This window comes from Bartonella senegalensis OS02, from assembly GCF_000312545.1.
GTDB lineage: Bacteria > Pseudomonadota > Alphaproteobacteria > Rhizobiales > Rhizobiaceae > Bartonella > Bartonella senegalensis.
In genome coordinates this window covers 117,754-144,430 of record NZ_HE997542.1, presented here as the reverse complement: position 1 = coordinate 144,430, position 26,677 = coordinate 117,754, and the positions used below count along the sequence as shown (strand labels likewise).

At 36.1% G+C, this 26,677-nt stretch carries 19 protein-coding genes, 2 tRNA genes and 1 pseudogene; 13 read left to right on the top strand and 9 right to left on the bottom strand.

Features of this window, described 5'->3' with window-relative positions:
- Positions 1-3,269: 3,269 nt before the first annotated feature.
- From BN200_RS06405 to BN200_RS06375, 5 genes are all read right to left on the bottom strand, one after another.
- Positions 3,270-3,346: transfer RNA gene (locus BN200_RS06405), tRNA-Arg, on the bottom strand.
- Between the two features lie 37 nt (positions 3,347-3,383).
- A complete protein-coding gene (locus BN200_RS06400) occupies positions 3,384-3,689 on the bottom strand; it encodes an ETC complex I subunit (RefSeq protein ID WP_019221720.1) in 306 nt (101 codons plus the stop codon).
- 90 nt (positions 3,690-3,779) lie between these two features.
- A tRNA-Pro gene (locus BN200_RS06395) sits at positions 3,780-3,856 on the bottom strand.
- A gap of 848 nt (positions 3,857-4,704) precedes the next feature.
- The gene (hdaA, locus tag BN200_RS06380) at positions 4,705-5,394 is read right to left on the bottom strand and encodes a DnaA regulatory inactivator HdaA (RefSeq protein WP_019221717.1); all 690 of its coding nucleotides are present in this window, start codon (positions 5,392-5,394) and stop codon (positions 4,705-4,707) included.
- Positions 5,391-6,602: an AI-2E family transporter gene (locus BN200_RS06375; protein ID WP_019221716.1), complete on the bottom strand. Its 1,212-nt coding sequence runs from the start codon at positions 6,600-6,602 to the stop codon at positions 5,391-5,393. Before BN200_RS06375 ends, hdaA begins: the two co-directional genes overlap by 4 nt.
- A 156-nt stretch (positions 6,603-6,758) precedes the next feature.
- Between BN200_RS06375 and purM the strand changes: the two genes are divergently transcribed.
- Both purM and purN read left to right on the top strand, forming a co-directional pair.
- On the top strand, positions 6,759-7,844 hold the full coding sequence (gene purM / locus BN200_RS06370) for a phosphoribosylformylglycinamidine cyclo-ligase (RefSeq protein ID WP_019221715.1): 1,086 nt from the start codon (positions 6,759-6,761) through the stop codon (positions 7,842-7,844).
- Entirely contained in the window at positions 7,841-8,452 is a 612-nt protein-coding gene (purN, locus tag BN200_RS06365) for a phosphoribosylglycinamide formyltransferase (protein ID WP_019221714.1), read from the top strand. Before purM ends, purN begins: the two co-directional genes overlap by 4 nt.
- Before the next feature lie 523 nt (positions 8,453-8,975).
- Here the strand turns inward: purN and BN200_RS06360 are convergent.
- Positions 8,976-11,512: pseudogene (locus tag BN200_RS06360) on the bottom strand (response regulator).
- A gap of 211 nt (positions 11,513-11,723) precedes the next feature.
- Here BN200_RS06360 and BN200_RS06355 point away from each other — a divergent pair.
- On the top strand, positions 11,724-12,245 hold the full coding sequence (locus BN200_RS06355; RefSeq protein ID WP_019221713.1) for a flagellar biosynthetic protein FliO: 522 nt from the start codon (positions 11,724-11,726) through the stop codon (positions 12,243-12,245).
- 53 nt (positions 12,246-12,298) lie between these two features.
- Here BN200_RS06355 and dksA read toward each other — a convergent pair whose 3' ends face one another.
- Positions 12,299-12,715 (bottom strand): RNA polymerase-binding protein DksA, encoded by a 417-nt coding sequence (dksA, locus tag BN200_RS06350; RefSeq protein ID WP_019221712.1) that lies wholly within the window; start codon positions 12,713-12,715, stop codon positions 12,299-12,301.
- Positions 12,716-13,043: 328 nt separating this feature from the next.
- Complete coding sequence (locus BN200_RS06345; protein WP_034989200.1) at positions 13,044-13,577, bottom strand: flavin reductase; 534 nt, start codon at positions 13,575-13,577, stop codon at positions 13,044-13,046.
- A 145-nt stretch (positions 13,578-13,722) separates the two neighbouring features.
- On the opposite strand from BN200_RS06345, the gene rpe reads away from it, so the two are divergent.
- From rpe to BN200_RS06295, 10 genes are all read left to right on the top strand, one after another.
- The gene (rpe, locus tag BN200_RS06340; protein WP_019221710.1) at positions 13,723-14,397 is read left to right on the top strand and encodes a ribulose-phosphate 3-epimerase; all 675 of its coding nucleotides are present in this window, start codon (positions 13,723-13,725) and stop codon (positions 14,395-14,397) included.
- Positions 14,398-14,408: 11 nt separating this feature from the next.
- On the top strand, positions 14,409-15,713 hold the full coding sequence (gene purB, locus BN200_RS06335; protein ID WP_019221709.1) for an adenylosuccinate lyase: 1,305 nt from the start codon (positions 14,409-14,411) through the stop codon (positions 15,711-15,713).
- Between the two features lie 77 nt (positions 15,714-15,790).
- Positions 15,791-16,339 carry an RBBP9/YdeN family alpha/beta hydrolase gene (locus tag BN200_RS06330; protein WP_019221708.1) on the top strand — a complete coding sequence of 183 codons (549 nt, stop codon included), beginning with the start codon at positions 15,791-15,793 and terminating at the stop codon, positions 16,337-16,339.
- Positions 16,340-16,514: 175 nt separating this feature from the next.
- On the top strand, positions 16,515-17,279 hold the full coding sequence (gene purC / locus BN200_RS06325) for a phosphoribosylaminoimidazolesuccinocarboxamide synthase (protein ID WP_019221707.1): 765 nt from the start codon (positions 16,515-16,517) through the stop codon (positions 17,277-17,279).
- Between the two features lie 94 nt (positions 17,280-17,373).
- Positions 17,374-17,613 (top strand): phosphoribosylformylglycinamidine synthase subunit PurS, encoded by a 240-nt coding sequence (gene purS / locus BN200_RS06320; protein WP_019221706.1) that lies wholly within the window; start codon positions 17,374-17,376, stop codon positions 17,611-17,613.
- A gap of 11 nt (positions 17,614-17,624) precedes the next feature.
- Entirely contained in the window at positions 17,625-18,296 is a 672-nt protein-coding gene (gene purQ / locus BN200_RS06315; protein WP_019221705.1) for a phosphoribosylformylglycinamidine synthase subunit PurQ, read from the top strand.
- A 298-nt stretch (positions 18,297-18,594) separates the two neighbouring features.
- Complete coding sequence (gene purL, locus BN200_RS06310; protein WP_019221704.1) at positions 18,595-20,805, top strand: phosphoribosylformylglycinamidine synthase subunit PurL; 2,211 nt, start codon at positions 18,595-18,597, stop codon at positions 20,803-20,805.
- Positions 20,806-20,871: 66 nt separating this feature from the next.
- Positions 20,872-21,105 carry a BolA/IbaG family iron-sulfur metabolism protein gene (locus BN200_RS06305; protein WP_019221703.1) on the top strand — a complete coding sequence of 78 codons (234 nt, stop codon included), beginning with the start codon at positions 20,872-20,874 and terminating at the stop codon, positions 21,103-21,105.
- A 107-nt stretch (positions 21,106-21,212) separates the two neighbouring features.
- Positions 21,213-21,545 (top strand): Grx4 family monothiol glutaredoxin, encoded by a 333-nt coding sequence (grxD, locus tag BN200_RS06300; RefSeq protein WP_019221702.1) that lies wholly within the window; start codon positions 21,213-21,215, stop codon positions 21,543-21,545.
- Between the two features lie 69 nt (positions 21,546-21,614).
- Positions 21,615-22,862: a multidrug effflux MFS transporter gene (locus BN200_RS06295; protein ID WP_019221701.1), complete on the top strand. Its 1,248-nt coding sequence runs from the start codon at positions 21,615-21,617 to the stop codon at positions 22,860-22,862.
- 982 nt (positions 22,863-23,844) lie between these two features.
- On the opposite strand, the gene parC is transcribed toward BN200_RS06295, so the two are convergent.
- Positions 23,845-26,094 carry a DNA topoisomerase IV subunit A gene (gene parC, locus BN200_RS06290; protein ID WP_019221700.1) on the bottom strand — a complete coding sequence of 750 codons (2,250 nt, stop codon included), beginning with the start codon at positions 26,092-26,094 and terminating at the stop codon, positions 23,845-23,847.
- Between the last annotated feature and the right edge of the window lie 583 nt (positions 26,095-26,677).

Below are 26,677 nucleotides of genomic sequence, written 5' to 3'. Positions count from 1 at the left end.
TTATGATTTATTATACCTTTTTTAAGGGTTAGGGGAGCTAAAATAAAGGTTAGGGAATAGGATTTTCTAACATGCCTAAAAGGCACATGTTTTTTTGCCAAATTTTTCTAACAATTTTTCAATTCTGCTAAGTCTTGTTGTGACAAACTCTGCAAAATTTTAACAAACATACCAAAAATTTCATCCTCAAATAAATCAGAACATTTTGTTGTAAAGATTTTCCTAAAAAGCGTTTTATTCTCTTCTCAAAAATGCTGTTGTCTCTTGATAAAAATTAACTCTCTTCTTCAGAGGAAATCTTTTTTTATTTTTACCAAAGAAAACTTTTTGTCAAAACAATTGAACACAAGACAACAATGCAGATTCCTTCCCAATAGAGGTTAGATGCAATTATGGAATTTTTTCTGCATCACATATATTGCTTCAAAATTATGCCTTTGGATTGTCCATTTCTTAGCTTTATCAATAGTTCTTACCCATAGCAGCCGTTATGTATGATGGTATTTCATATGTATTTAAGAGAATAAAAAATCACGATGTAAGCTGATTTTTGGGTTCGAACTTGCATTTTCCTACCAAAATAAGAAAAAGCAAAATCAACTTAGAACATAATTAATAAAATCCCATTCACGTTATTTTTACCTCTAGCTGAAAATAAAGTGTGTCTGCCTTTTAGTATTAAAATGTCCAGCAGGATTCTTTGAAAAAGGATAAAGCAACCAAGGAATAAGAACAAATATTTGTGACATGCACAACATATATTCTGTTTAAGAACCTATAAAGCGTCTGATTTACTTCACTCCTAGTTCATTCAGAAAAATTCAAACTAAATTTTACAAGCTATAAAAATGCAGCAAAATATGGAATAAGCTCTATAAGCCATTGAATCTGCGAATTGAAGAAAAACTATTCGCTAACCATTATTATAATCACACACTTCAAAGCGACTTGGGCAAATCGCCACAACAAGAACTTCGAACAAGATTAACCGCTGACTTATCAAAGCAAAAGAGAAAAATTGGTAGTCTTAATTTGCATTAGGAACACATGCTGAACTTTTAAAGCATGAACATAGAAAAATCTAAACAAATATTAATTCTTCATAAGCCCCTACTTTAAAGACGAAAAGAAACTTTTTAGAGCATTGATGAATCATCTAATAAATTCTGGCAAATCCAAATTCATAAAAAAGTGGTTTGCAGATTATTGCTACTCTTTAATAAACAGTAAACACATTTATAATTGGATCAGCCAACATTTCGCATCCCATAAAATGTAAACTTATCAAAAACTGTAAAAACAGCCCTCTCGACATTTAAAGCCAATCAGAAAGAGCTAACCATCAAAACCAATTTGAGAGAAGCCATCTATCATCAAAAACAAAAAACGCATCACACTCAAGATACTGTATAGCTTCAGCACTCCTTTTCCTACACTTGTACTGTGTTATTTTGAAACTGAAAATAATCTTAAATCTAGAGATAAAAAATTAGCATAAAATGCAAAAAGATAATCGTATTTGTTGTTTCTATTATGTACCCCCTCCTACAAAGACTCATAGTCTACAAAATCTTGATAATGACAATTCTTCTTACCAACTATCCCTATGTATTGCATATTCAAACTTAACCAATGTACACGATGAATGATCCTAGAATTCTATCAAACAGATAAATCCAGCTAAAGTTTGATCAAACCTGCTTTTGGAGGATTACAATCTAAGTTTTTAAACTGCTGCGAACTATAAAAACTGCAGTTTATCATTTTTGTTTACCGCAATTAATGGATCTTGCTAAACAAGAAGGATTATCTGTTTTCTTTATTTTCTGGTACGATAAACTACTCGTTTGCAGATTCAGCGTTGCTGTTGAGAACAAAAAACTTTACCCTACATACCCATGCATGTCTTTCCAGTCGATGGATATTATCCTATTATGCGAAATGTCATAGCTATTTCTGCTATGTTTGTGGATAAATTTTGAGGAACAATAACTTTTAGAACCAGCAATAAAGCGCAAGATCATCGTAGGATATGAACAATAAACCTTATATTGATAATCAGCAAACGCGTAAATGGAATAATAGGATTTGGAAATTGAAAAAATATCATTAGAAATCCATCATAACTATTGCAATCACGTTATAGTCCTGTGAAATTTCTGCATGCAATTCATGCAACTATTTTCTTGAAAATCGTTATAAGCAATAGCAGCACAAGTAAGATTCTTCAGGATATTTTATGAATATCTATATTGATTCAGTGCGTTGATCAGATCAAATCCATTCATAGGTTTTTTTGATATTCTCAAGCTTTTTCTAAACACATGAGAGAGAATGATTTAGAACGCTATAAACAGAACTAAGTGTTGGATAAAAAGATAATTTCCTATCAAAAACACCGTAACAAACTAAAAATCGGTATATTTCTGTAACAAAAACGATTTTAAAACAAGAAGGGAATCTCTGTTCCAATTCAAACTTATGATGCCAATCAGAAAAAAGAAAACATTTTTGATTGTAACAAACATCATTCAATATTGAGTTGTGTCAGAAAGCATTCATACACACCATATCTTTCCTAGAAGAGTATATTTTTTAAGGTTTTAAATAACCTTCATAATTAAGTAGTTGAGAAAACCTTTAGAAAAAGAAATTCTGCTTTTAAAATAAAATTGCTAAAATCCTTTAAGGAAAAAACAACCATGCCATTGATGAAAAAAAGACATGAAAAAACACTCTCAGCTATCCAATAAAAATAGCATTAACAATGATACATTTCCTCTCTATAAACTCTTGCATCATGATGATGCTATTTAAATCTATTGGAAAGACATCAAAGATATTATTATCCATCTCAAAACAAACAAGAACCAATTTAAAATAGATGTTTTTCCCTTTGCCTGACTTATAAGAAACTCTTTAAATTGGTCTTATTGAAAGTTGAAACATTCATTTGCGATAAAACGGAAAAAACTTGCTAAAGAAAGTTTTGGCAACCTATTTCGTAAAGCATGTCACGTAGCGAATATTTAAAAGTTAATACATCGACAAAAAAACAATAGCAACACGTTCAGCTAAATGCAGGTGCTACAGTTTTATAAATGTAAGCGATTGTTCGGCTTAAACCAAAAATAAAATATTTCCCTTTATACCAAAACAACAGATAAAATACCTCCCTTTACAGCAAAACAACAAATAAAAAATAAGTGAAAAAACCAATGGAAAGAAAATTCTCAAACTTCTTATACCCTATTGATTCCACTTAAACATGGTGATCCCGACAGGATTCGAACCTGTGACCCACGGCTTAGAAGGCCGTTGCTCTATCCAGCTGAGCTACGGGACCAACTGATCATTTTGCAAGAGAAAACAACATCCTTAACTCAATGCGTCCAAGGTTGCTGCCTATCACTGCGAAAATTATCAGAATAAGAAACAGCACGCCGAATCGGCTTATGTGTTTTCTCTACACGATAAGGAATACCATTCTTACGCGCAAAAGCAACCGCCTCTTCCTTCCTCTTAAACCTAACCCTTACCTGATTATTCATATCGGATGTAGCAGTATACCCCATAAGAGGTTCAAGCATCTTCGCTTTCATAGGCTCATACTGTAGTATCCAAAAACCAGTATTGCCTCTACCTGACTGCATAGCTGTCTTCGCAGGACTATAAATACGTGCGATCATGGTTCTTTTCCCTCAAATTAGAAAACGCTTGAATGATAATTTCTCACCACACGCACCCAATTGGGCCATTCTCTCACATCAAGCAAAAGATGGTCGGAGCGATAGGATTCGAACCTACGACCCCCTGATCCCAAATCAGGTGCGCTACCAGGCTGCGCTACGCTCCGCCATTTACATTCACTTGATGCATATTCACTAAAATTTTCACAACAGAAGTGCAAGAGAAAAACACATTTTTTTTTAAATTTTGTTGCATTTCTTTACAAGAAAGAGCTTTTTAAAATTTTTCTTTGTGAAGAAAGAACTGACAGAAACAGAAAAAACGCATCCACGAAAGAAAAAACTCACTCCTTGTAAACAAAATAACGGAATTCTTCATAAAATCCACGAACTTTCCTATTGTTTTATGAGAATTTCAATCACATCAGCAAAATCTAGAAGATATAATTGCGAGCCCAAAAGCAACTTGAATATCATAAAAAATTCGAAAAGAGCATAAAATTGCAAAACCACTCCTTTACGATACAAAATCTAGCACGCACCGTAAAAAAACCGACTGTTATTGATTCTCTGATACTGACAACTATTGTTATTTTTTGAAATTTTTTATACTCTTCTAGTCCTCCTCCACCAGTAGATACATTTAAAAAACAAACCTTTTTAGATTCAAGCCATAAAAATCTCGTTACAGAAAAAAGCAAGAACTCTTTCTCAGTCGAATTCAAATCACTTTGCAAAGCTTAATAACGAACCTTTTATAAGAACTATAGAGAAAGCATAATTTCTGTGAGTAAAAAAAGCTTAATAGCTATGCAAACAATGCATAATGCCACACTGAGCGCATTAAAAAAAACACCCTTACGTAAAAATAAGCAAACGAAATATCCCTTTTTGTTCCCTTGCAACAGATATAGCAAAAACAGAAAACTTAAATAGAGAGCTTCCCCGCACACATTGGAATAATAATAAAACACAAGTGCTTTTTTAACAACTGAAAACACGCTAAAAACAGCTTTCACTGGACTTGCATATTAAGGACTTCACCAATGACGGCACGTGTTATTTTGCTTTTTCTTTGTAATGCCAAACGATCAACACAATCAATAACACGCCTCAATGAAAACAAAGAGCGCTCACAACGATTTACAAGATAATAAACAGTCTCCGGATGAACAGTAATCTGCCTATCAGAAAAAAGTTTAAAAGCAACAGCTGTTAACAATGCATCATCAGGCTGATTGATTGCAACTAACATAACTGAATTAAGGCGACTCTTGAGATCATTTAATTTTAAATTCCATGCTGAGGGTACTGTGCGTGCTGTCATCAATAACGTCGCTTGACAGGTATCAAGATTTGCTTGTTTAATGCTATTAATTAAGTGAAAAAGTCCCGTCTCACTAATTTCACCCGAATCAACATCCTCGATTAAAAATGATCTGCCTGAAGAAGCAAAAGCAACAGCTTGATCAATCTCACTGTGATGAAATCTTAAAGCATCCGCTTTTTCAGCCCATACGCTAGAGAAGTGGGTTTTCCCAGACCCTTCTTTTCCAACCAAAACTGCAATAGGTAAAATCCAATTCGGCCAATGCTCAATAAGCTGAAAAGCCATACGATTACTCTCTGTTATCACCAGGTCATCAAATCGAAAAATCGGATTATAAGAAAAATTTAAAGGCAATTGCATTTCATGCTTCTTCATTCTAGCTGCTCCGAATTTCCACTTCGCGAATACATCTGAGAATTAAGATAAGTATGAAGAGCAAACCGAACCAAAACGCCAACAGCCGCCGCCGCAGGAACAGCAATAAGCATACCAGTAAAACCAAAGAGTGAAGAAAAAGCAAAAAGTGCAAACATCAACCACACCGGATGCAATCCCACTGACGAACCAACAAGCTTTGGTTGCAGGATGTAGCCTTCAATGAATTGACCAATTAAAAATATAACCATAACAACAATGATCCACCCCCAATTATCCGGATAGAACTGGACCCACGCAACACCAACAGAAAGTACAAAACCACTCATTGTACCGATATAAGGAACGAAACTAATAAGGCCAATAAACATACCAATTAAAAGACCAAAATTAAGCCCTGTGATAGTCAAACCAATAGCATAATACCCCCCCAATATTAAACAAGCCGTTCCTTGACCACGAACAAAACCAGCGATAGCCCTATCCATTTCGTAAAAAATACTGCGAACAGTTTTAAGATGATCCCGTGGTATCAGCGCATCAATTGCTTGAACCATACGCGGCCAATCCAATAACATATAAAATGCCACCACAGGTGCCACGAAAAAAATACTGACGATATTTACAAGAGATTTTCCTGATTTCAAAAGTGAATTCAAAAGCGATGTAATAAAATCAGAGCTTTGTCCTAAAAGACCTTTAATATTACTCTGTAGTTCATTTGGATCACTTCCAAAATAGCGCCTGACCCAATCAAAATCATGTTCAACAAAAAAAGTTTGAATACGATTAATGTAAACGGGAAGCCCATTGTACATAAATTGCTGTATTTGCCAACTGATAATAGGAATTAAAATGATTAAAGCCGCAATAAAAACCACAACAATAAACAAAGTGATGAGGATAGTAGCAAAAACGCGACGAATACCAAATTTTTCAAATAGTTGAACAATCGGATTAAGAAAGTAAGCCAACACAATGCCTACTACGAAAGGAAGCAAAACTGATCCAAAAACAAGCATAAAAAGAATGAAAAAAACCAGCGCACCAAGCCAGAAAAAAATTTGCTTTTTCATATTATTTGGTAAAGGCACTTGAGTATAAGCCGGCACATAACTCTGATGAATATCACGTGATCCATTCTCACGAATCCTCTTCTTCATAAGTGGCAAAGCAGAATGATCGTGGTTATCTGATATCTTACTCATAAAATATCCTAAAAAAACTCTTCACAAAAATTATAAACTTCTTTTACATAGGTCACAAGCAAAGTTGTTTATTTTTTTATCAATATCTCTTGCAGAGATGCCTCTATCATGGCATTGCATAATTCCAAAATCTGATTTCCCATAAGGAAAGTTCCAATGAGCAGTCAAGATCTCAGAAATAATAAATCTAAGAATGGTCTTACCTATGCAGAAGCCGGTGTAAATATCGATATGGGTAATGCCATGGTGGAAAAAATTAAACCCTTTATACGCGCTACAAAACGAGCTGGAGCAGATGCAGAAATTGGTGGTTTTGGTGGACTTTTTGATTTAAAAGCAGCAGGCTTTACCGATCCGATCCTCGTAGCAGCCAATGACGGCGTTGGAACAAAACTAAAAATTGCTATTGAAATAGGTATTCATGATACCATCGGTATTGATCTGGTAGCTATGTGCGTCAATGATTTACTCGTACAAGGTGCTGAACCTCTCTTTTTTCTCGATTATTTTGCAACAGGAAAACTTGATCCTGAACAAGGTGCTGCTATCGTTTCTGGTATTGCAATGGGATGTCAACAAGCAGGTGCAGCTCTTATTGGTGGAGAAACTGCAGAAATGCCTGGTCTGTACGCGAAAGGAGATTATGACTTAGCGGGCTTTGCTGTAGGAGCCACTGAACGAAGTGCATTATTGCCTTCCAAAGACCTTGCAGAGGGAGATATTATTTTAGGTCTTAGCTCCTCTGGAATTCATTCCAACGGTTTCTCTCTCGTCAGACAAATCGTTCAACAAAGTGGTCTAAAATGGGATGATTATGCCCCTTTTAATCCCCAAATGAATCTTGGTACAGCGCTTCTCACACCAACACGCATTTATGTAAAATCTCTCTTGCCCATTATAAAAAATTACAAAGGCATTAAAGCTCTTGCTCATATTACAGGGGGAGGTTTTCCTGAAAATATTCCTCGTGTCCTTCCCTCCTCTCTGTGTGTTGAAATCAATCTTTCTGCCATTCATGTTCCATCAGTTTTTTCATGGATTGCTAAACAAGGAAAAATAGAACAAACGGAAATGTTAAGAACATTTAATTGTGGTATTGGTATGGTCATGATCGTAGCACAAGATGAGGTTGAAAAAATTATCCAAGAACTTGAAAGACAAGGAGAAACTGTTACCTCACTTGGAACTTTAACAAAATGTCAGGCTAAAAGAATACTCTATAAAGGTGTACTCCATTTATGAAAAAACAAATTATCGTTTTTATTTCCGGCAACGGATCAAATATGGTAGCCCTCGCTAAAGCAACCCAACAAAAGGAATATCCGGCTGAAATTGTTGCAGTTATTTGCGATAATCCTAATGCCTCCGGCATTGAAAAAGCACGTGACCATAACTTACCTATTCACGTTGTTAACCGCAAAAATTATCCAACTAAAGAAGCACATGAAGAGTCTATCTTCACAATTTTAGAGCAATATAAGCCGGATCTTCTCTGCTTTGCTGGCTATATGCGTCTCATCTCCCCGCGTTTTGTAGAGCTCTATGATGAGCGAATTTTAAACATCCATCCTTCTCTTTTACCTTCATTTAAAGGTTTAAATACGCATGAAAGAGCTTTACAAGCAGGTGTTAAAATTGCTGGCTGCACAGTCCATCTTGTTACAAACGATATGGATGCAGGAAGGATTATTGCTCAAGCTGCCGTTCCAGTATGCCCCAATGACACCGCTGAAAGCTTAGCACAAAGAGTGCTTAAAGCTGAACATAAACTTTATCCAGAAGCCTTAAAAAGATTCATTGAGAAAAACAGTAAAACAACAGACGAGCAAAAGCAACTTTTGTCCTTTTGAATATGCCGTTTAGTATTTTCCAATATTGCAGTTGAAATCTGCTTTCAATTCGAATTATTTTGAATTTCACAAATTTTAACATAAAAGAATCCATTATCTCCACAAATAATTTTATGCGAGATTTGTGATTTTTTTTAATTGCTAAGATCACCAAATCACTTTCACTTATTTGATACAGTAATTTTGCATATTACTCTGTTATCTTTTCAGGATACTCTCAATTTCTGCCTAAAGAGTCTTAAAGAATCTATCCCCTCCCCCTCTAAAGAACGCTGATTCCAAGCCTCGACACTCTATAAATAACTACATCTTTTTCGCGTGTTGCCAAAATTGACAATTTTATATGCTTTATTTCATAAATATTATGGACAATACCTTATCCTAAATATTCACTCTTTATAACTAACAAAAAGCTCTAATATACAAATTTTACGTACCTTATTCTATTATATCATCACTCTAAACAACACAGTTTTATATATACCGCATAATAGAATAATTTCTTTGTTGCATAATTTTCATTTTATTGTGCAAGTGTTTCTTTAACAGCTAAAGTTAACTGTTTGAGTGTAAAAGGTTTAGATAAAAAACCAAAAACAGCATCTTGTGGAAGATTTTTAGTGAAAGCATCTTTTGCGTATCCAGAAACAAAAATAAATTTGATATCCGGATAACTTTTGCGCACTTCTCTAAGCAAAGTTGGACCATCCATTTCTGGCATTACCACATCGGAAACAATAATATCAATAGCCCCCTTATTTTCTTTAAGAATAGCAAGCGCTTCCACCCCGCTTGCAGCTTCCAAAACAGTATATCCTCTCATTTGAAGGGCTCTTACCCCACCTATTCTGACAGCATCTTCATCTTCAACAAGCAAAACAGTTGCAGATCCGGTTAAGTCGGTATTTTTTTCCTGCTCTTCATCTTTTTCAATCTGTTGAGCAATCTCACCACCAATACTAGGAATAGAACGGGGAAGAAAGATATGAAATGTTGTCCCTTCTCCTTCTCGGCTATCACAGTAAATGTACCCACCTGTCTGTTTAATAATTCCATAAACCATTGATAAACCAAGCCCGGTTCCTTTTCCAACTTCTTTTGTTGTAAAAAATGGCTCAAACATTTTTTCTTGTACTGCAGCTGATATACCAGTTCCTGTATCTGAAATAGCCAACTGTACATACTCACCAATTCCAAAACCAACATAATCAAAATCAGCACTCTGTTGTTTTGTAATATTGTTGGTTGTAATTGTCACAAGACCACCATTAGGCATAGCATCACGTGCGTTAATAACTAAATTCATAATAACACGCTGGAAAGATGCTTGATCAACTTCAACGTTCCACAAATCTCTCCCATGAATAATTTTCAATTGAATATTATTGCCTAAAAGAGGTAAAATAAGATTGCGAATATCTGACAAAAGTTCTGTAAAATCAACTTTTTCTGGTCGAAGTGTTTGTTTTCTAGAAAAAGCGAGTAATTGCTGTACAAGTGCAGCCGCACGGTTAGCATTATTTTTGATATTAATAAGATCAGCATAGGCTGGATCAAAACTGCGATGCGTATTTAAAAGAAGATCACACGACATCAAAATTGCTGTTAAAACATTATTAAAATCATGCGCAATCCCACCAGCCAATTGCCCAACAGCTTGCATTTTCTGACTTTGCATTATTTTATCTTCAAATGTTTTTTGTTCTGTTGTTTCTATAACAGAGATAATGATGAAATCTCGCAATCCATCATCATGATACGGCGTTATAGGCATAACATGGAGACGCAAATGGCGTTCTTCACTATTTTCTAGAACTGTTTCTAACGAAACAGAATAATTTTTATTTGTCGTAATTTTTAAAAATGCGCGCTCTAACTGCACACGATCACGGTGGGATATAACATCATAAAGATTAGCATTTCCGGTACATCCCATGAGTGATGAAAAGGCATTATTTATATGAAGAAATTGTCCTTTCTGATCCACTACCGCTATTGCAAATGGACTTGCATCAAAATACTCTCTTAAGGTACTAGGCAATTTCAATTGATCATCGTTCTCTTGCTTTTGTAGTTGCTGTGGGATTACCACAATACGATAAATAGCTTCATCTTCTAAGAGAGAAGAAGCACACATAAAACAATTCAGGGTTTTCACACCGGTCTCTAAATTTACACACAATGAAAACCTATAAGGTAAAGAATATCCTGAACTTTGATATTTGTTATTTTGCAAACAAATATCACTCCATGAGCTATTGGCTCCAAGGCTATCAAATAATTGATCAAAACTATATTTTCCAATAGTAAAATTTGCCAAATCAATTGAAAACCATTGAGCAAAAATCGCATTTGTATAAAGAATCGTTCCCTGTGTATTAACAGATAAAAAACCAACAGGTGCTTGATCTAAATGGTTGATAGCTTCTTGGAGATTTGAGAAAAAAACCTCACGACACTCTTGCAAATGCGAAATATCGGCAATCCGCCAAAATAAAAGCTTTTTTCCTCGCTTTGTCATTGGTTGAACAGAGATATTATACCAAAAAGATTTTTTTGCGATGAATGAACAAAAATCGGCTGTTCCATCCTTAATTGTTCTTGTGCGGCAAGATCATTCCATGCTGCAACCTTTAAGCGATACGCCAACGCACCTGCTCCTGGAAGATCAGCAATGACAGCATAACAGGAGGATTGAGGCTTATAGGTAAAGATTTTTTGATAATTTTGATTAGAATAATAAACAAAACCACATAAATCAGAGATAATAATTGCATCATTGGTATTCTGAAAGATGCTAAAATCAAAGTCTTCATATAGCTGTGCTGCCTTATATCTCAAAATACCTATTGCACTCAGAACAAGTGCAGCAACCCCTACAATTGCTAAGATTAAAAAAGCGATCATTCCAATCTTTTGTAAAAAGCCCTGTGGATAAAAAAAACCTAGAAGACCTATCATGAAGAGAAAAGCTATTATAAAAACACTTCTGAGAATCAGACCTTCTCGATATACAAAAGAAGGAGATAATCTCTCACTATTCTTAAAACTTTTATCCATCTCACTTTGCCTTGATTATAGACATTTCTTATGCCACAAGTTCCCCCCATAATCATTGTTATGAAGTCTGTACTAGAATATATCCACCGAAGAAAAATCACTCAATGTTTAAAAGACCTTGTTTTCTGTTACAAGTGAACTTTTCAAGTATATCTTTACAAACCTATCTTAATAAAAAATAATGTTTCCATTCTAAAATGGGAGAGAATTTATGTATGTATGGTTATCAAGCCAAATAGGCACATCAGCAGCGAATATAATCACAAGCCTTGTATTTTTTATCATAACAATTGCTGCTATTGCCGCAATTATTTTGTTTTTACGCCGTTTAAATACAAAAGGATTTGGTCTCAATAGAAAAAAACATCCATCGAGATTAACCTTATGTGATACCATTGCTATTGATCGCACACGCCGTCTTATTTTGATACGTTGTGATAATAGAGAGCATTTGCTCCTTATTGGTGGATTAACGGATATTGTTGTAGAATCTCATATTATCAATACACCCATCATGCAAAAGAAAAAGATTCAGCAAACATTAACAACAACAGAAAGCAATCCAAATCCTCACATTATAGAAAAAGGATCTTTTTCTGTAAGTGAGAAAGAACACACACAAGACGAAGTCTCCGCTCATTTGATGAATCAATACGTAGAAGATTCAGCAATTAGCGCCGAAATTGAAGGACGGCAAGAACCCTCTTTATTTATTCCTGTTCCCAAAAAATAAAACACTTAAACTCTAGTACCATACACTCCATTTGTTCACCATCGAAAGCGCTTTTAATCGTCACGATAAACTCTTTCTCGCCGTTCATGGCGCTCTTGCGCCTCCAATGATAAGACCGCTATTGGTCGAGCTTCAAGGCGCTTTATACTAATAGGTTCGCCAGTTTCCTCACAAAAACCGTAAGTCCCGTTATCAATACGTTCCAAAGCAGCATCTATTTTTGAAATGAGTTTTCTCTGACGATCACGAGCACGTAATTCGATTGTACGATCAGTTTCGCAAGACGCTCTATCCGTTAAATCGGGTTGACCAGCATTCTCTTCCTGCAAATTTTCCAAAGTTCCACGGGCTTCTCTTAAAATATCATTTCTCCAAGAAACCAATTTAGCACGAAAATACGCCTTTTGCCGTTCATTCATAAAAGGCTCATCTTCACTAGGACGATATTGACCATCAATCTCTTCGCTCATGCCATAAAAACCTCCATATATGGTATGTGCGGTCTATATATTGTTCAATATCGATCAACACAAGTGTAAAATGCTTTTTTATAACACCCTAAAAATGTGTTTAAAGACACTTTTGAAGTTTTCAGCCATTTTTCTGTATAAAATATCCTCTTTTAAGAGAATGACTGGGTAGGTATTTTCTATACATCCCGTTTCAAGACATACTTCAAAACCTATAAAATAAAAAAATGCAAATATTGGAAATCAGGTGAATAATTTTATTCCTTCATTGAACTAAAATTCAAACATATCCAGAACCAGTCATCTCAATATTGAGAAATAAAAATCTTTATAAAGGCAGAGTATGATATCCACGATTCAAATACATCAAAGCATCTTTCTCTTGATTACGGTTAATTGCAACAACTTCACCAATCAAAACGCAATGGGTTGCATGCTCATGCCAGCAAATCAGTCGACAATCAAACGACGCTAACGCATCTGAAAGACTGGGAGCACCAGTCTGCAAAGTTCGCCACCGCGCTCTATCAAAACATTCAATTTCTGTATAATTGCAACGCCTAGAAAAAATATCCGCTAGTGGACGATGCTTTCCAGCCAAACTATTCACACAAAAGTTGCCATTTTCCATAAATAACTGATTTTTGAGATTATGGCGCATGAGGCAAACGAGAAGTGTAGGAGGGTTATCAGATAAAGAACAACATGCTGAAACTGTCACTCCACGCTTTCCCTTAATACCACTTGTTGTCACAATATGCACGGCTCCTGCAAAATGACTCATCGCGTCTCGATATTCTTGTGAAGAAACAGTAATATTATGTTGAACTTTAGGCATTAAATGTGTCGTATGATTTGACATCTCTTTCACTTACACAGCTTAAAAATTTCAAATGATATTTCTATAAAAAGATCTACTACTAAAGACTCTTTCTTTCACGTCATAACACAAATAATATTTTAGTCTACAGAACACCATGCTAAAAAAGCCAATCAAGGAGATCTTAATGCCTCGCTCTCATCTTATTTCACCTTCACTCCTGGCTTCTGATTTTTCCAAACTTGGCCAAGAAGTCTTAGATGTTGTTGATGCTGGTGCAGACTGGCTTCATCTTGATATTATGGATGGTCACTTTGTTCCCAATATCACTTTTGGTCCTGATATCGTCAAGGCACTACGTCCATTAACCAAAGCAATATTTGACGTTCATCTTATGATTGCACCAGCAGATCCTTATTTAGAATCCTTTGCAAAAGCGGGTGCAGATATCATAACCATTCATGCCGAAGCAGTCCCTCATCTTCATCGTTCACTCCAAAAAATTAAAGAAATGGGGAAAAAAGCAGGAATTGCAATCAATCCAAGCACACCAGAATATGTGCTTGAATATTTGCTTGATCAATTAGATCTTATCCTCATCATGACAGTTAATCCTGGTTTTGGCGGACAAAGTTTTATTCCAGGAATAAAAGATAAAATCAAACGAGTCAAAAGCATGATTGCAAACAGGCCTATTGATCTTGAAGTTGATGGTGGTATCACTGTTGATACAATCGGAATAACTGCAAAAGCTGGTGCAAATGTCTTTGTCGCAGGCTCTGCAATTTATAAAGATGGAAACAAAGAGCTTTACAAGACACGCATTAACGCATTGCGCCAAGCTGCAACCCTCTCACAATAAGGAAAAAAATTATGATAGCACGTTATTCTCGTCCTGAAATGGTAACGATTTGGTCGCCTGAAACGAAATACCGCATTTGGTTTGAAATCGAAGCGCATGCCTGTGACGCCCTCGCTCAACTAGGGATTATTCCAAAAGAATCAGCAAAGATAATTTGGGAAAAAGGAAAAGCAGCAGAATTTGATGTCAATCGCATTAATGAGATTGAAGAAATCACCAAGCATGATGTTATAGCATTTCTAACCCACTTAGCTGAATTTATTGGACCAGAAGCACGTTTTGTCCACCAAGGTATGACATCATCAGATGTCTTAGATACAACACTGAATATTCAGTTGATGCGTGCCAGTGATATTCTGCTAAAAGACATAGATCAACTTTTGCAAGCATTAAAGAAACGTGCTTTTGAACATAAAGAGACAATTACCATCGGGCGGAGTCATGGCATTCATGCTGAACCAACAACATTTGGAGTCAAGTTTGCTCTTGCATATGCTGAATTTTCAAGATGTCGCAAACGTCTTCTTGCTGCACGGGAAGAAATTTCTACTTGTGCTATTTCAGGAGCTGTAGGAACTTTTGCAAATATTGACCCACGCGTTGAAGAACATGTAGCAAAAGCATTGGGATTGCGTGCTGAACCGGTTTCTACTCAAGTGATACCACGTGATCGTCATGCCATGTTCTTTGCAACGCTTGGTGTTATTGCTTCATCTATTGAAAGATTAGCTATAGAAATACGCCATCTACAACGCACAGAAGTTTTAGAAGCAGAAGAGCATTTTTCACCAGGGCAAAAAGGCTCCTCCGCTATGCCCCATAAACGGAATCCCGTTTTAACAGAAAATTTAACAGGATTAGCACGTATGGTGCGTGCATTTGCAATACCCGCCATGGAAAATGTAGCACTTTGGCATGAACGTGATATTTCTCATTCCTCTGTTGAGCGTTATATTGGTCCTGATGCCACCATTACACTTGATTTTGCTCTTTCTAGACTAACATCCGTCATTGAAAATTTAATTGTCTATCCAGAAAATATGCAAAAAAATCTCAATAAGTTTCGGGGACTTGTTCATTCACAACGAGTACTTTTAGCACTTACACAAGCAGGAATAAGTCGTGAAGAATCTTATCGCATTGTACAACGGAATGCGATGAAAGTTTGGGAACAAGGAAAAGATTTTTTAGAAGAATTGCTCCACGACACAGATGTTACAAAAGTATTAAGTGAAACAGAACTTCGCGAAAAATTTGATCTTTCTTACCACACCAAACATATCAACACAATTTTTAAACGTGTTTTTGGAAAGTGACGAAAATCGCATAAAAAGGGATAGGCACATTGTTTTGCCCTATGAGACAGAATCTATTGTAATGAAGGGAACAATTTATGAAAGCAAATCAACTCGATATTCTTATTGTTCCTGGCTACAAAGGATCGGGTCCTGACCACTGGCAAACACGATGGGAGAAAAAATTATCTACAGCCCGCCGTGTTAAACAAACCCATTGGTCAAAGCCCGTTTGTGAAGAATGGGTTAATGAGGTTAAAAGCGCCATTGCGCGGGCTCAAAAACCCGTTGTAATTATTGCCCATTCATTGGGAGTTCCGACAGCTATTCATGCAACGCTACAAAACGCAGAAAAGGTTTGTGGTGCTTTTTTTGTTGCCCCTCCAGATGTCAGCAATGAAAAAATACGCCCCAAACATTTAAGAACATTTGGTCCCTATCATTGCAAAAGATTATCTTTCCCCTCTGTAGTCATAGCCAGTCGCAATGATGAATTTTGCCAATTCTCAGTCGCAGAAAAACTTGCTGGTGATTGGGGATCACTTTTTGTTGATGCTGGGCAGTCTGGACATATTAATGTAGAATCTGGGCATGGACCTTGGCCTGAAGGATTGATGGTTTTCTGCCATTTTCTTGCAAAAATTTGACCCAATAGGAATAATGTTCTTGACTGTGTCTGTTTAGTCTTATTCTCTTTTAAATTAACAGCGTAGTAACAAAAATTTTACGAAGTATTGTAGCAATCATTGAGAATTTATGCCAATTAGGATAATATCATTCATCAAGGCTATTCAAAGCCTCTCAAAATAATAGAGAATTATAATGAATCGTCGCCACCGTGTTTATGAAGGCAAGGCCAAAATTCTATATGAAGGACCTGAACCGGGTACCTATATTCAATTTTTTAAAGATGATGCAACTGCTTTTAATGCAAAAAAGCATGAGATCATTGATGGAAAAGGAGTTTTGAATAACCGTATTTCAGAACATATCTTCAGCCATCTTGGTCGTTTAGGCATCCCAACACATTTTATCAAGCGTATAAATATGCGTGAACAACTCATTAAAGCTGTTGAAATTATTCCATTGGAAGTGGTTGTTCGTAACGTTGCCGCGGGTTCTCTTTCTAAGCGTTTGGGATTGGAAGAAGGAACCCCTCTTTCGCAATCCATTATTGAATTTTACTATAAGAACGATTCTCTTGATGATCCCATGGTTACCGAAGAACATATCACTGCTTTTGGGTGGGCTGTTCCACAAGAAATAGAAGACATTATGCAACTTTCAATTCGTATTAATGATTTTCTTTCTGGACTTTTTGCAGGGATTAACATTCAACTCATTGATTTTAAAATGGAATTTGGCAGACTATGGGAAGATGAAGCGATGCGCATTGTTCTTGCTGATGAAATATCGCCTGATTCTGCCCGGTTATGGGATATGCAGACAGGGGAAAAAATGGATAAAGATCGTTTCCGGCGTGATATGGGAGGACTAATTAACGCTTACCAAGAAGTAGCAAAGCGTCTTGGTATCATCAATGAAAATGAACCTCCACGACCAAGCGGTCCAGTTTTAGTGAAATAAAAAACAAGGGAACATGAATGTCACCTTCCTTTATTTTCACTATTGTAAGTATACCTCTCTAAAGAGCGGCGCTCCTAACAACAGGAAATAAAAAATGAAAGCACGCGTTACAGTTACTCTCAAAAGCAGTGTTCTTGATCCGCAAGGGGAAGCAATTGTCGGTGCTTTAAAGAGTTTATCTTTCACAGGCATTCACTCTCTTCGTCAAGGAAAAGTTTTTGATATTGTGCTCGATGATCAACCTGCTGAAAATGCCAAGAAGAGACTTGAACAAATGTGTGAAGAGCTCCTTGCAAATACTGTCATTGAAAATTATACAATAGAACTTCTTTAAGTGGAATTCCCATGAGAACTGCCGTCATTCAATTACCGGGATTAAATCGCGATCGGGATATGATTGCAGCACTCCGTGATATAACAGGAATTGAGCCATTAAAAATTTGGCAAACAGAATCAACAATTCCAGATGTAGATGTCATTGTCATTCCTGGTGGTTTTTCTTATGGTGACTACTTAAGATGTGGTGCTATTGGCGCGAGAACACCTGTTTTACAAGCTGTCCGTGAGAAAGCACAAAAAGGTGTCACGATAATTGGCATATGCAATGGATTTCAAATTTTGTTGGAAGCTGGTTTGTTACCCGGTACTTTAATGCGTAACACTTCATTAAAATTTGTTTGTCGTGAAATAAAGCTTGAAGTCGTGAACGCTAACACAAAATTTTCTTGCTATTATTCTAAAGGACAAATTATTCGTTGTCCTGTTGCGCATCACGATGGAAATTACTTTGCTGATAGTGAAACATTAAAACAAATGGAAGAGAATGAGCAAATTGTTTTTCGCTATGCAGAAAATACAAACCCTAACGGTTCGGTGAATAATATTGCTGGTATTATCAATAAAGCTGGTAATATCCTTGGTATGATGCCTCATCCTGAAAATTTCATTGAACCTGCTCACGGTGGTACCGATGGTCGTCTACTTTTTCAAAGTGTTTTAGAATTGGCAAAGGGATAATGACAAAGAAGATTTTATGCTATCTTACTGTTTTAAAGTTAAAAATCTGTATTATCTCTTGCGCTGTGAATTTACGAATTAAAAATTTTATAAATACAATGGAGTGGATTTTTCTAAACACACAAAATTTATTCAAAAGCCATTTCTGCTCTTTGAATCGCAAAGAACGCAATCAGCATCTCCAGTGATGGCTTATGGAGTGCTGTCTATCAAACAACTCAATCACTGATGATCTAAGCTGCTAGATTTAAAACAATAAAAATGCTAAATTTCGATTAATTTGACGGATAACGTACTCATGAATCCTTGCAATAACACCGCTATTACACCAGAATTAATTGCACAACACGGCTTAAAAGAGGATGAATATCAACATATCCTAACCTTAATTGGAAGAGAGCCAACATTTACTGAGCTAGGAATTTTTTCTGCAATGTGGAACGAGCACTGTTCCTATAAATCATCTAAAAAATGGCTAAAGACTCTCCCAACAGAAGGAAAATGTGTCATTCAAGGTCCCGGTGAAAATGCTGGTGTTGTTGATATTGGTGAGGGACAATGCGTGGTTTTCAAAATGGAAAGTCATAACCATCCTTCTTACATTGAACCTTATCAAGGTGCAGCAACAGGTGTTGGTGGTATTTTGCGGGATGTCTTTACAATGGGAGCCCGTCCTGTTGCAGCAATGAATGCCTTGCGATTTGGCTCCCCTGATCATACCCGAACACGCCATCTTGTTTCTGGTGTTGTTTCTGGAATCGGTGGTTATAGTAATGCTTTTGGTGTTCCAACCGTTGGTGGAGAAATAAATTTTGATGAGCGTTATAATGGTAATATCCTTGTGAACGCTTTTGTCGCTGGTATTGCAAAGACAGATTGTCTTTTTTATTCTAAAGCGCAAGGAATCGGGCTTCCTGTTGTTTATCTTGGTGCCAAAACAGGGCGTGATGGTGTCGGTGGCGCGACAATGGCTTCTGCCGAATTTGATGATTCAATCAGTGAAAAACGCCCAACTGTTCAAGTGGGGGATCCTTTTACCGAAAAATGTCTTCTTGAAGCTTGCTTAGAACTCATGGAGCTAGGAGCTGTAGTGGCTATTCAAGATATGGGCGCAGCAGGTTTAACATCTTCTGCAGTTGAAATGGGAGCAAAAGGAGATTTAGGAATAAAACTTAATCTTGATAAAGTTCCCGTTCGTGAAGAAAATATGACAGCCTATGAAATGATGCTTTCTGAAAGTCAAGAACGTATGCTCATGGTGCTGAAACCAGAATTAGAAAAACAAGCAGCAGCAATTTTTCATAAATGGGGACTTCATTTTTCCGTTATTGGACAAACAACAGATGATTTACGTTTTCGTGTGTTACATCAAGGGGAAGAAGTCGTCAATCTTCCCATCAAAGAACTAGGGAGCGAAGCCCCTGTTTACGATCGCCCTTGGAGGGAGCCTACCCCACAACCTGTTCTTAAAGTGGAAGAAGTTAAAAAAGTTGAAAATCTTGGTGATGCCCTCCTGACATTATTAAACTCTGCGCATCAAAGTTCACGCAGATGGGTGTATGAACAATATGACACAATCATCCAAGGAAATACTCTTGTTTGCCCAGGAGGAGATGCAGGAATTATCCGTATAAGCAGTAATGATAAACGTGCTCTTGCTTTTTCTTCGGATGTGACGCCTCGCTATTGTGAGGCAGATCCTTATGAGGGAGGAAAACAAGCCGTCGCAGAGTGCTGGCGAAATATCAGCGCAACAGGTGCAATGCCATTAGCAGCCACAGATAATCTTAATTTTGGTAATCCTGAAAAACCTGAAATTATGGGACAATTGGTGTTCGCCATTAAAGGTATAGGTGAAGCTTGTAGGATTCTCGATTTCCCTATCGTTTCAGGGAATGTCTCTCTTTATAATGAAACCAATGGAGAAGCAATTCTTCCCACGCCAACAATTGCTGGCGTTGGTCTTCTTGACGACTGGTCTAAAATGGTAACAATCAGTGGTATGCAAAATGGAGATAGTATTGTTTTAATTGGAAATTGCGGATCTCATTTAGGGCAATCAACCTACGCACGCAACATTTTGAATATTGATACAGGTGCCCCACCTCATGTAGATTTACAGCTTGAAAAAAAACATGGACAATTTGTTCGAAATGTCATTCATCGTGGTTTTGTTCATGCCGCTCATGATATTTCTGACGGAGGACTAGCCGTTGCACTTGCAGAAATGGTTATTAAAGCAGAGAAAGGAATTCAAGCCCAATTAAGTAACAAATTACCATCTCATGCGGAGCTTTTTGGAGAAGATCAAGGACGTTACCTCTTAAGCATCAAACCTCATGCCCTCAATCACCTGAAAGAACTTGCACAGATTAACGCGGTTTCTTTAACAGAAATTGGTAAAGTTGAAGGTAGTTCTCTCGATATAGAGGGGATATTAACACTTTCGGTAGAGGAACTCACACAAGCCTATGAAAGTTGGTTTCCAAGGTTTATGGGCGAGGAATAAAAAGTTATGCGTCTCTCTTGAGAGGGTGCTATTTTTGCAAAAATAAACAAATAGAGGAGAATAGTCATGGCAATGAGTACCCGTGAAATCGAAACACTTATTCGCGAAGGCATTCCTGATGCAACAGTAACAATTCGCGATCTTGCCGGTGATGGAGAACACTACGCTGCAGAAGTAGTTTCCGAAAGTTTTCGTGGTAAAAGCCGCGTTCAACAACATAAAATGGTCTATGATGCCCTTAAAGGCAATATGGGAAATGACCTTCATGCTTTAATGTTGCAAACGAATATTCCAAAATAATTTAAAATTTCTTCTTGCATTCATTCACTCAATACGATTAGAAGAAAATGAGATCGTGAATGTATGCTTATAGATTATAGAAAAATCTGCAATATCGAGGAATAAAGATGACCACTGTTCGTGATTTTATTGACAGAGAAATTAAAGAAAATGATGTCATTTTATTCATGAAAGGAACACCTGATGCTCCACAATGCGGATTTTCAGGACAAGTTGTTCAAATCCTTGAGTATTTAGGGGTGAGTTATAAGGGGATTAATATTTTAACGTCTGATGAATTGCGTCAAGGGGTCAAAGACTATTCAAATTGGCCCACAATTCCACAACTTTATGTCAAAGGTGAGTTTATTGGTGGTTGTGATATTGTTAAAGAAATGTTCCAAAGTAATGAATTACAGGAACTGTTAAAAGAAAAAGATATTCCCTGCAATAAAGCATAGGTATCTGTCATTTTATTCAAACTCTTAGAGAGTTGTGTTTAGTCGAAATTTTTATTTCAAGGATACCGTATGTCATATTCAATCGACGAACAAACGCATAGGAATGCGATTCAAAAAAAGATTGGTTATAAAGAATTTGTTATTCTCATTGGCGCGCTTATGGCCATCAATTCTATAGCTGTTGACATTATGCTTCCAGCTATGCCTGATATTCTGGAAAGCTTAAATGTTATCAATGAAAATGATCAACATTATATCATTTCTGGTTATCTTATGAGTTATGGCATTACACAGATATTTTTTGGTCCGATAAGTGATCGTTATGGACGACGTAAACCTATTCTCATTGGGCTTGCATTTTATTCATTTGCATCGATTGCTTGTGCCTTTGTATCTAATTTTTCTCTATTACTCATTTTACGAATCTTGCAAGGTATAGGAGGTGCCGCTATGCGCGTCCTTACTGTTTCCGTTGTACGTGATCTTTATAGTGGTCGGAAAATGGCAGAAGTTATGTCTATCGTCATGATGATCTTTCTGATTGCGCCAATGATTGGCCCTGCAACAGGACAACTCATTCTATTGTTTGGAAACTGGCAAGTTATTTTTATCTTCATGGCAATTATTGGTTTTGGACTGATGATTTGGATTCAACTGCGCTTGCCTGAGACTCTTTATGCACAACGCTCTCTTTCTTTTTCTTCAATCAGACATAATTTATGGATTGTTATAACCAATCGCACAACACTTTGCTACACACTAGCAACTTCTATTATTCTGGCTTGTATTTTTACCGCTGTTAATACGGCACAACAAACATATGAAGGGATTTATAATCTAGGACTCTGGTTTCCCGTTGCGTTTGCCATCGGTGCAGCTTTTCAAGCTCTATCATCATTCTTTAATTCTCAACTTGTTGGACGCCTTGGAATGCGACGTATCGCACATACTATGCTTTTGCTTTTTTGTTTTACTGCATGCATCTTGTTTACAGGATCCATTTTAACAGGCGGCATTATCCCTTTTCCTTTATACATGCTATTATTCTGTATACTGATGTTTGCCTGCGGCGGCATTATGGCCAATTTTAATACACTCGCTCTTGAATCCGTAGGAGAAATTGCTGGAACAGCATCTTCTGTATCTGGCTTTCTTCAAACATCGATCGGCACAGGACTAAGCTTTTTCATTGCACAACAATTTAATGAAACAACCACCCCCAATTCGGCAGGATTTTTCTTTTTGAGCCTCATTGCGATACTTCTTGTGTTATGGGCAGAACGTGGGCATCTTTTTAGGCAATATAATACTCAATAAACGCAAATTATAAAAAGTTGAAAATATTTGTTTATGATACCGTATAAAAAGCAGAATCTATAAAGTCTGAGTTATGTGCACAGAATTCTTTCTAAACTGGAAAAAATTAAAACGGTAGTCAGAAACATCACAAAAGAAAAAATTTTTTATCAACTCAGCAGAAAACAAGTCTGAAATATTTAATTTCATTGAAAATGCTATTCGCTAAAACGGCGTTCTTTATAAAAATATTTATCATCATTCTGCGATTATTTTACCAACGATTCATCTTATGCTAACTTTTCTCAGTTGAGCAGAAGAAAAAACAGGAATGGAGTTCTGCCACTTCATCATTTTTCTTTGTACCTCTAAACATAAACTCTCTCAGCAATAGTTTGTGTAGATTCATTCTCTCCAATAAGTTAGAATGCTTGAAGCATATTATTGCTGTTTCTAAAAGTGAGAGGATGAAACCAAAATTGGTCCAAAATATCAATCGATAGCATGATTTTAGAAGGAAAATTTTCAAGTTCGCCTTTTTACCAGCACTTCATATCAATGCTAAATTTTTTCTATAGTCTACTTTATGCCCCATCTACATCCGCAATAGAGTGTCCAGCCCCGCAAAGCTATAAATTGATTCTCACAGAGAGACCATTATTACCTATAGTCCTTGATATATTTTCTTTCACACAGAATTGAGGCTGTAAAAGATACTAAACGATTACATGATTATAAGAGCAAGACTTGCACCCTTGAGCCCTCATTTAAAATAAAACGAACAATCTTTTAATTAAAATAACAGAGGATTTTTCAGTCCTTAGGCGAATATTAGAACTCATCCTCTCTAAACGTTCAATCCTTTACCGATTTCTGCACTAAATATCATCATTTCCATAATAAAATTACTGTTTTTTATAAATGGAGCTTTATCACCACTCCATCTTTTTTTTCAAATCTTGATTGAAAATATAAGACTTAAAAATTAGATATAGAGCATAATTTAATTGGTAAATTTTCCTGATTTTGGAAAGCCTTTCGGCACTACACGCCCTACTCCAGCACGAGTGCCCATCCACTCAACAAGATCACTGGCTTGGCGATTAAAGCAACGTTCAGCTGTATCTTGCCAACTTAAACCTTCTGATAAATTAAAAGTTTTAGCATCAACAACACCCCCTTGTTTGTAACGTTGTAAACGAACACCTTTACCACGACTCATTTCTGGTATTTGTTCAACAGCAAAAATAAGCATTTTACGGTTTTCACCAACCATTGCAACATGATCACCTTTTACTGGCACACAAAGCTTTAACTGATCAGGAAATTTCACATTCATAACTTGCTTGCCTTTTCGTGTATTAGCAATCACTTCGGTTGCAGGTACAATAAAACCATTTCCATGCAATGAAACTAAGAGAAGTTTTTCCTGTGTATGATGCACAAAAGCTGTTAGAATATCATGCTCATCATCCATATCAACTAAAATACGAATAGGCTCACCGTGCCCCCGTCCTCCCGGTAGAATGTTCGCAGCGATAGCAAAAAACTTTCCGCCAGTACTGATTACTACAATTTTATCTGTAGTAAATGCTGGAAATGCCAATTTTAAACAATCTCCTTCTTTGAAAGAAAGCACATTGTAATCACTCAAATGCCCCTTTAACGCACGCATCCAGCCCTTTTCAGAAATAACAATAGTAACAGGTTCTTTTTCGATCATTGCCTGATGAATATCATCAAGATCATGTCTTGGTGCTTCTTCAAATGTTGTACGTCTTTTTCCTAAGAGAGTATCAGGACCAAAAGCTTTACGAACTTTTATGATTTCCTCTGAGATTATTTTCCATTGCTTTGTCCGAGAATCTAACAAATTTTGCAATTTTTCTTTTTCCGTTCTCAAGGTTTCAAATTCCTTACGAATTTCAAATTCTTCAAGTTTACGTAAAGAACGCAAGCGCATATTAAGAATGGCTTCAGCTTGATTTTCTGTTAATTGAAAATGATCGATGAGCTTTTTTTTCGGTTCATCCTCTTCCCGAATAATCTGGATTACCTCATCAAGATTCAAATATGCGATAAGATATCCATGGAGAATTTCCAACCGACGTTCAATTTCATCAAGCCGATAACGAGAACGGCGAATAAGCACCTCTTGACGATGTTCAAGCCATTGTTGCAAGCTTTCCCGCAAAGAAAGAACATTCGGTCTTTTTCCCAAAGATAAAACATTAAGATTGAGAGGAAATCTTATTTCAAAATCAGTCAATTTAAAAAGAGACTCCATAAGAATCTCAGGTTCAACTGTACGATTTTTAGGAATGAGTACAATACGGATATCTTCTGCCGACTCATCACGAATATCTTCAAGCATGGGTAAGCGTCTTGCAAGCAGTAATTCTGCTGTTTTTTCAATAAGACGTGACTTTTGAACTTGATAGGGAATTTCAGTTACAACAAGCACATAAGAACCACGACTACCAGACTCCTGATACCAACGCGAACGCAATCGAAAAGAACCACGCCCAACACGATAAGATTCCTCAATACTCTTTTTAGGCTCAACTAAAATACCACCTGTTGGAAAATCAGGTCCAAGCACAAAGTGATTTAATTCCTCATCATCGGTATTGGGATGCGCAATTAAATGAAGCGCTGCATCACAAAGTTCAGCAACATTATGGGGTGGAATAGATGTCGCCATACCAACAGCAATACCTGATGAACCATTTGCTAAAAGATTAGGAAAAGCTCCAGGTAAAACAACTGGTTCTTCATCTTCTTCATTATAGGTTAAACGAAAATCAATAGCGTTTTCATTAATCCCCTCAAGCAGCAATGCAGCCACTTCAGTCATGCGTGCTTCTGTATAACGCATAGCAGCAGCGTTATCACCATCAATATTGCCAAAATTCCCTTGTCCATCAACCAAGGGATAACGAACAGCAAAATTTTGAGCCAAGCGCACTAATGCATCATAAATAGATGCATCACCATGTGGATGAAATTTTCCCATGACATCGCCAACAATCCGTGCGCATTTCGCATAAGACTGTCCTGGATTAAGTTTGAGTAAACGCATAGCGTGAATAATACGCCTATGCACAGGTTTCAAACCATCACGCACATCAGGCAACGCACGGTGCGTAATAGTAGAAAGCGCATAAGCCAAATAACGTTCTTGCAAAGCAGAACGTAATTCTATTGGCTCAATATGTTCTGTATCAAAAGGTAAATTCATTTTATCAGACATAATATTAGGACAACAATTCCCAAAAGAATAAGCAATTATTTCATAAGATTTTTTCAGCGTGAGCTTTTATAAATCAACTATTTTTATTAAAAACTGATTATACAAAAGTAAGCGCTATAATTAAAACATGAACAGAAAATTATAGCAATTTTAAAAATTTAACCGCGTATTTTATATTTTATCTAAATAAAAAAATAGAAATACCTTAATATTAAATAACTAATCTTAAAAATATATAAATAATTTCTTTTAAGAAATTAATATAAATAAGTAAAAATATTTATTTACAATTTATGTATATTATAAAAAATCATAATATTTTAAATATCATCTAAAATTTAAATTAAAGAATAATATAAAAACAAATGTAAAATTAATAGTTATATCTTAAGATAAAAATATATGAGAATATATATTTAATATTATTATAATATTTTACATAAAGTACAATTATTAACATAAATATTAATGCATATATTTATAAATATATGCATTAATATTATAAAAATGAAATATAGTCTCTTTTTTTATTATTAAATAACATTAAAAATGAAATAATTTTAAATCATTAAAATTTACAAAA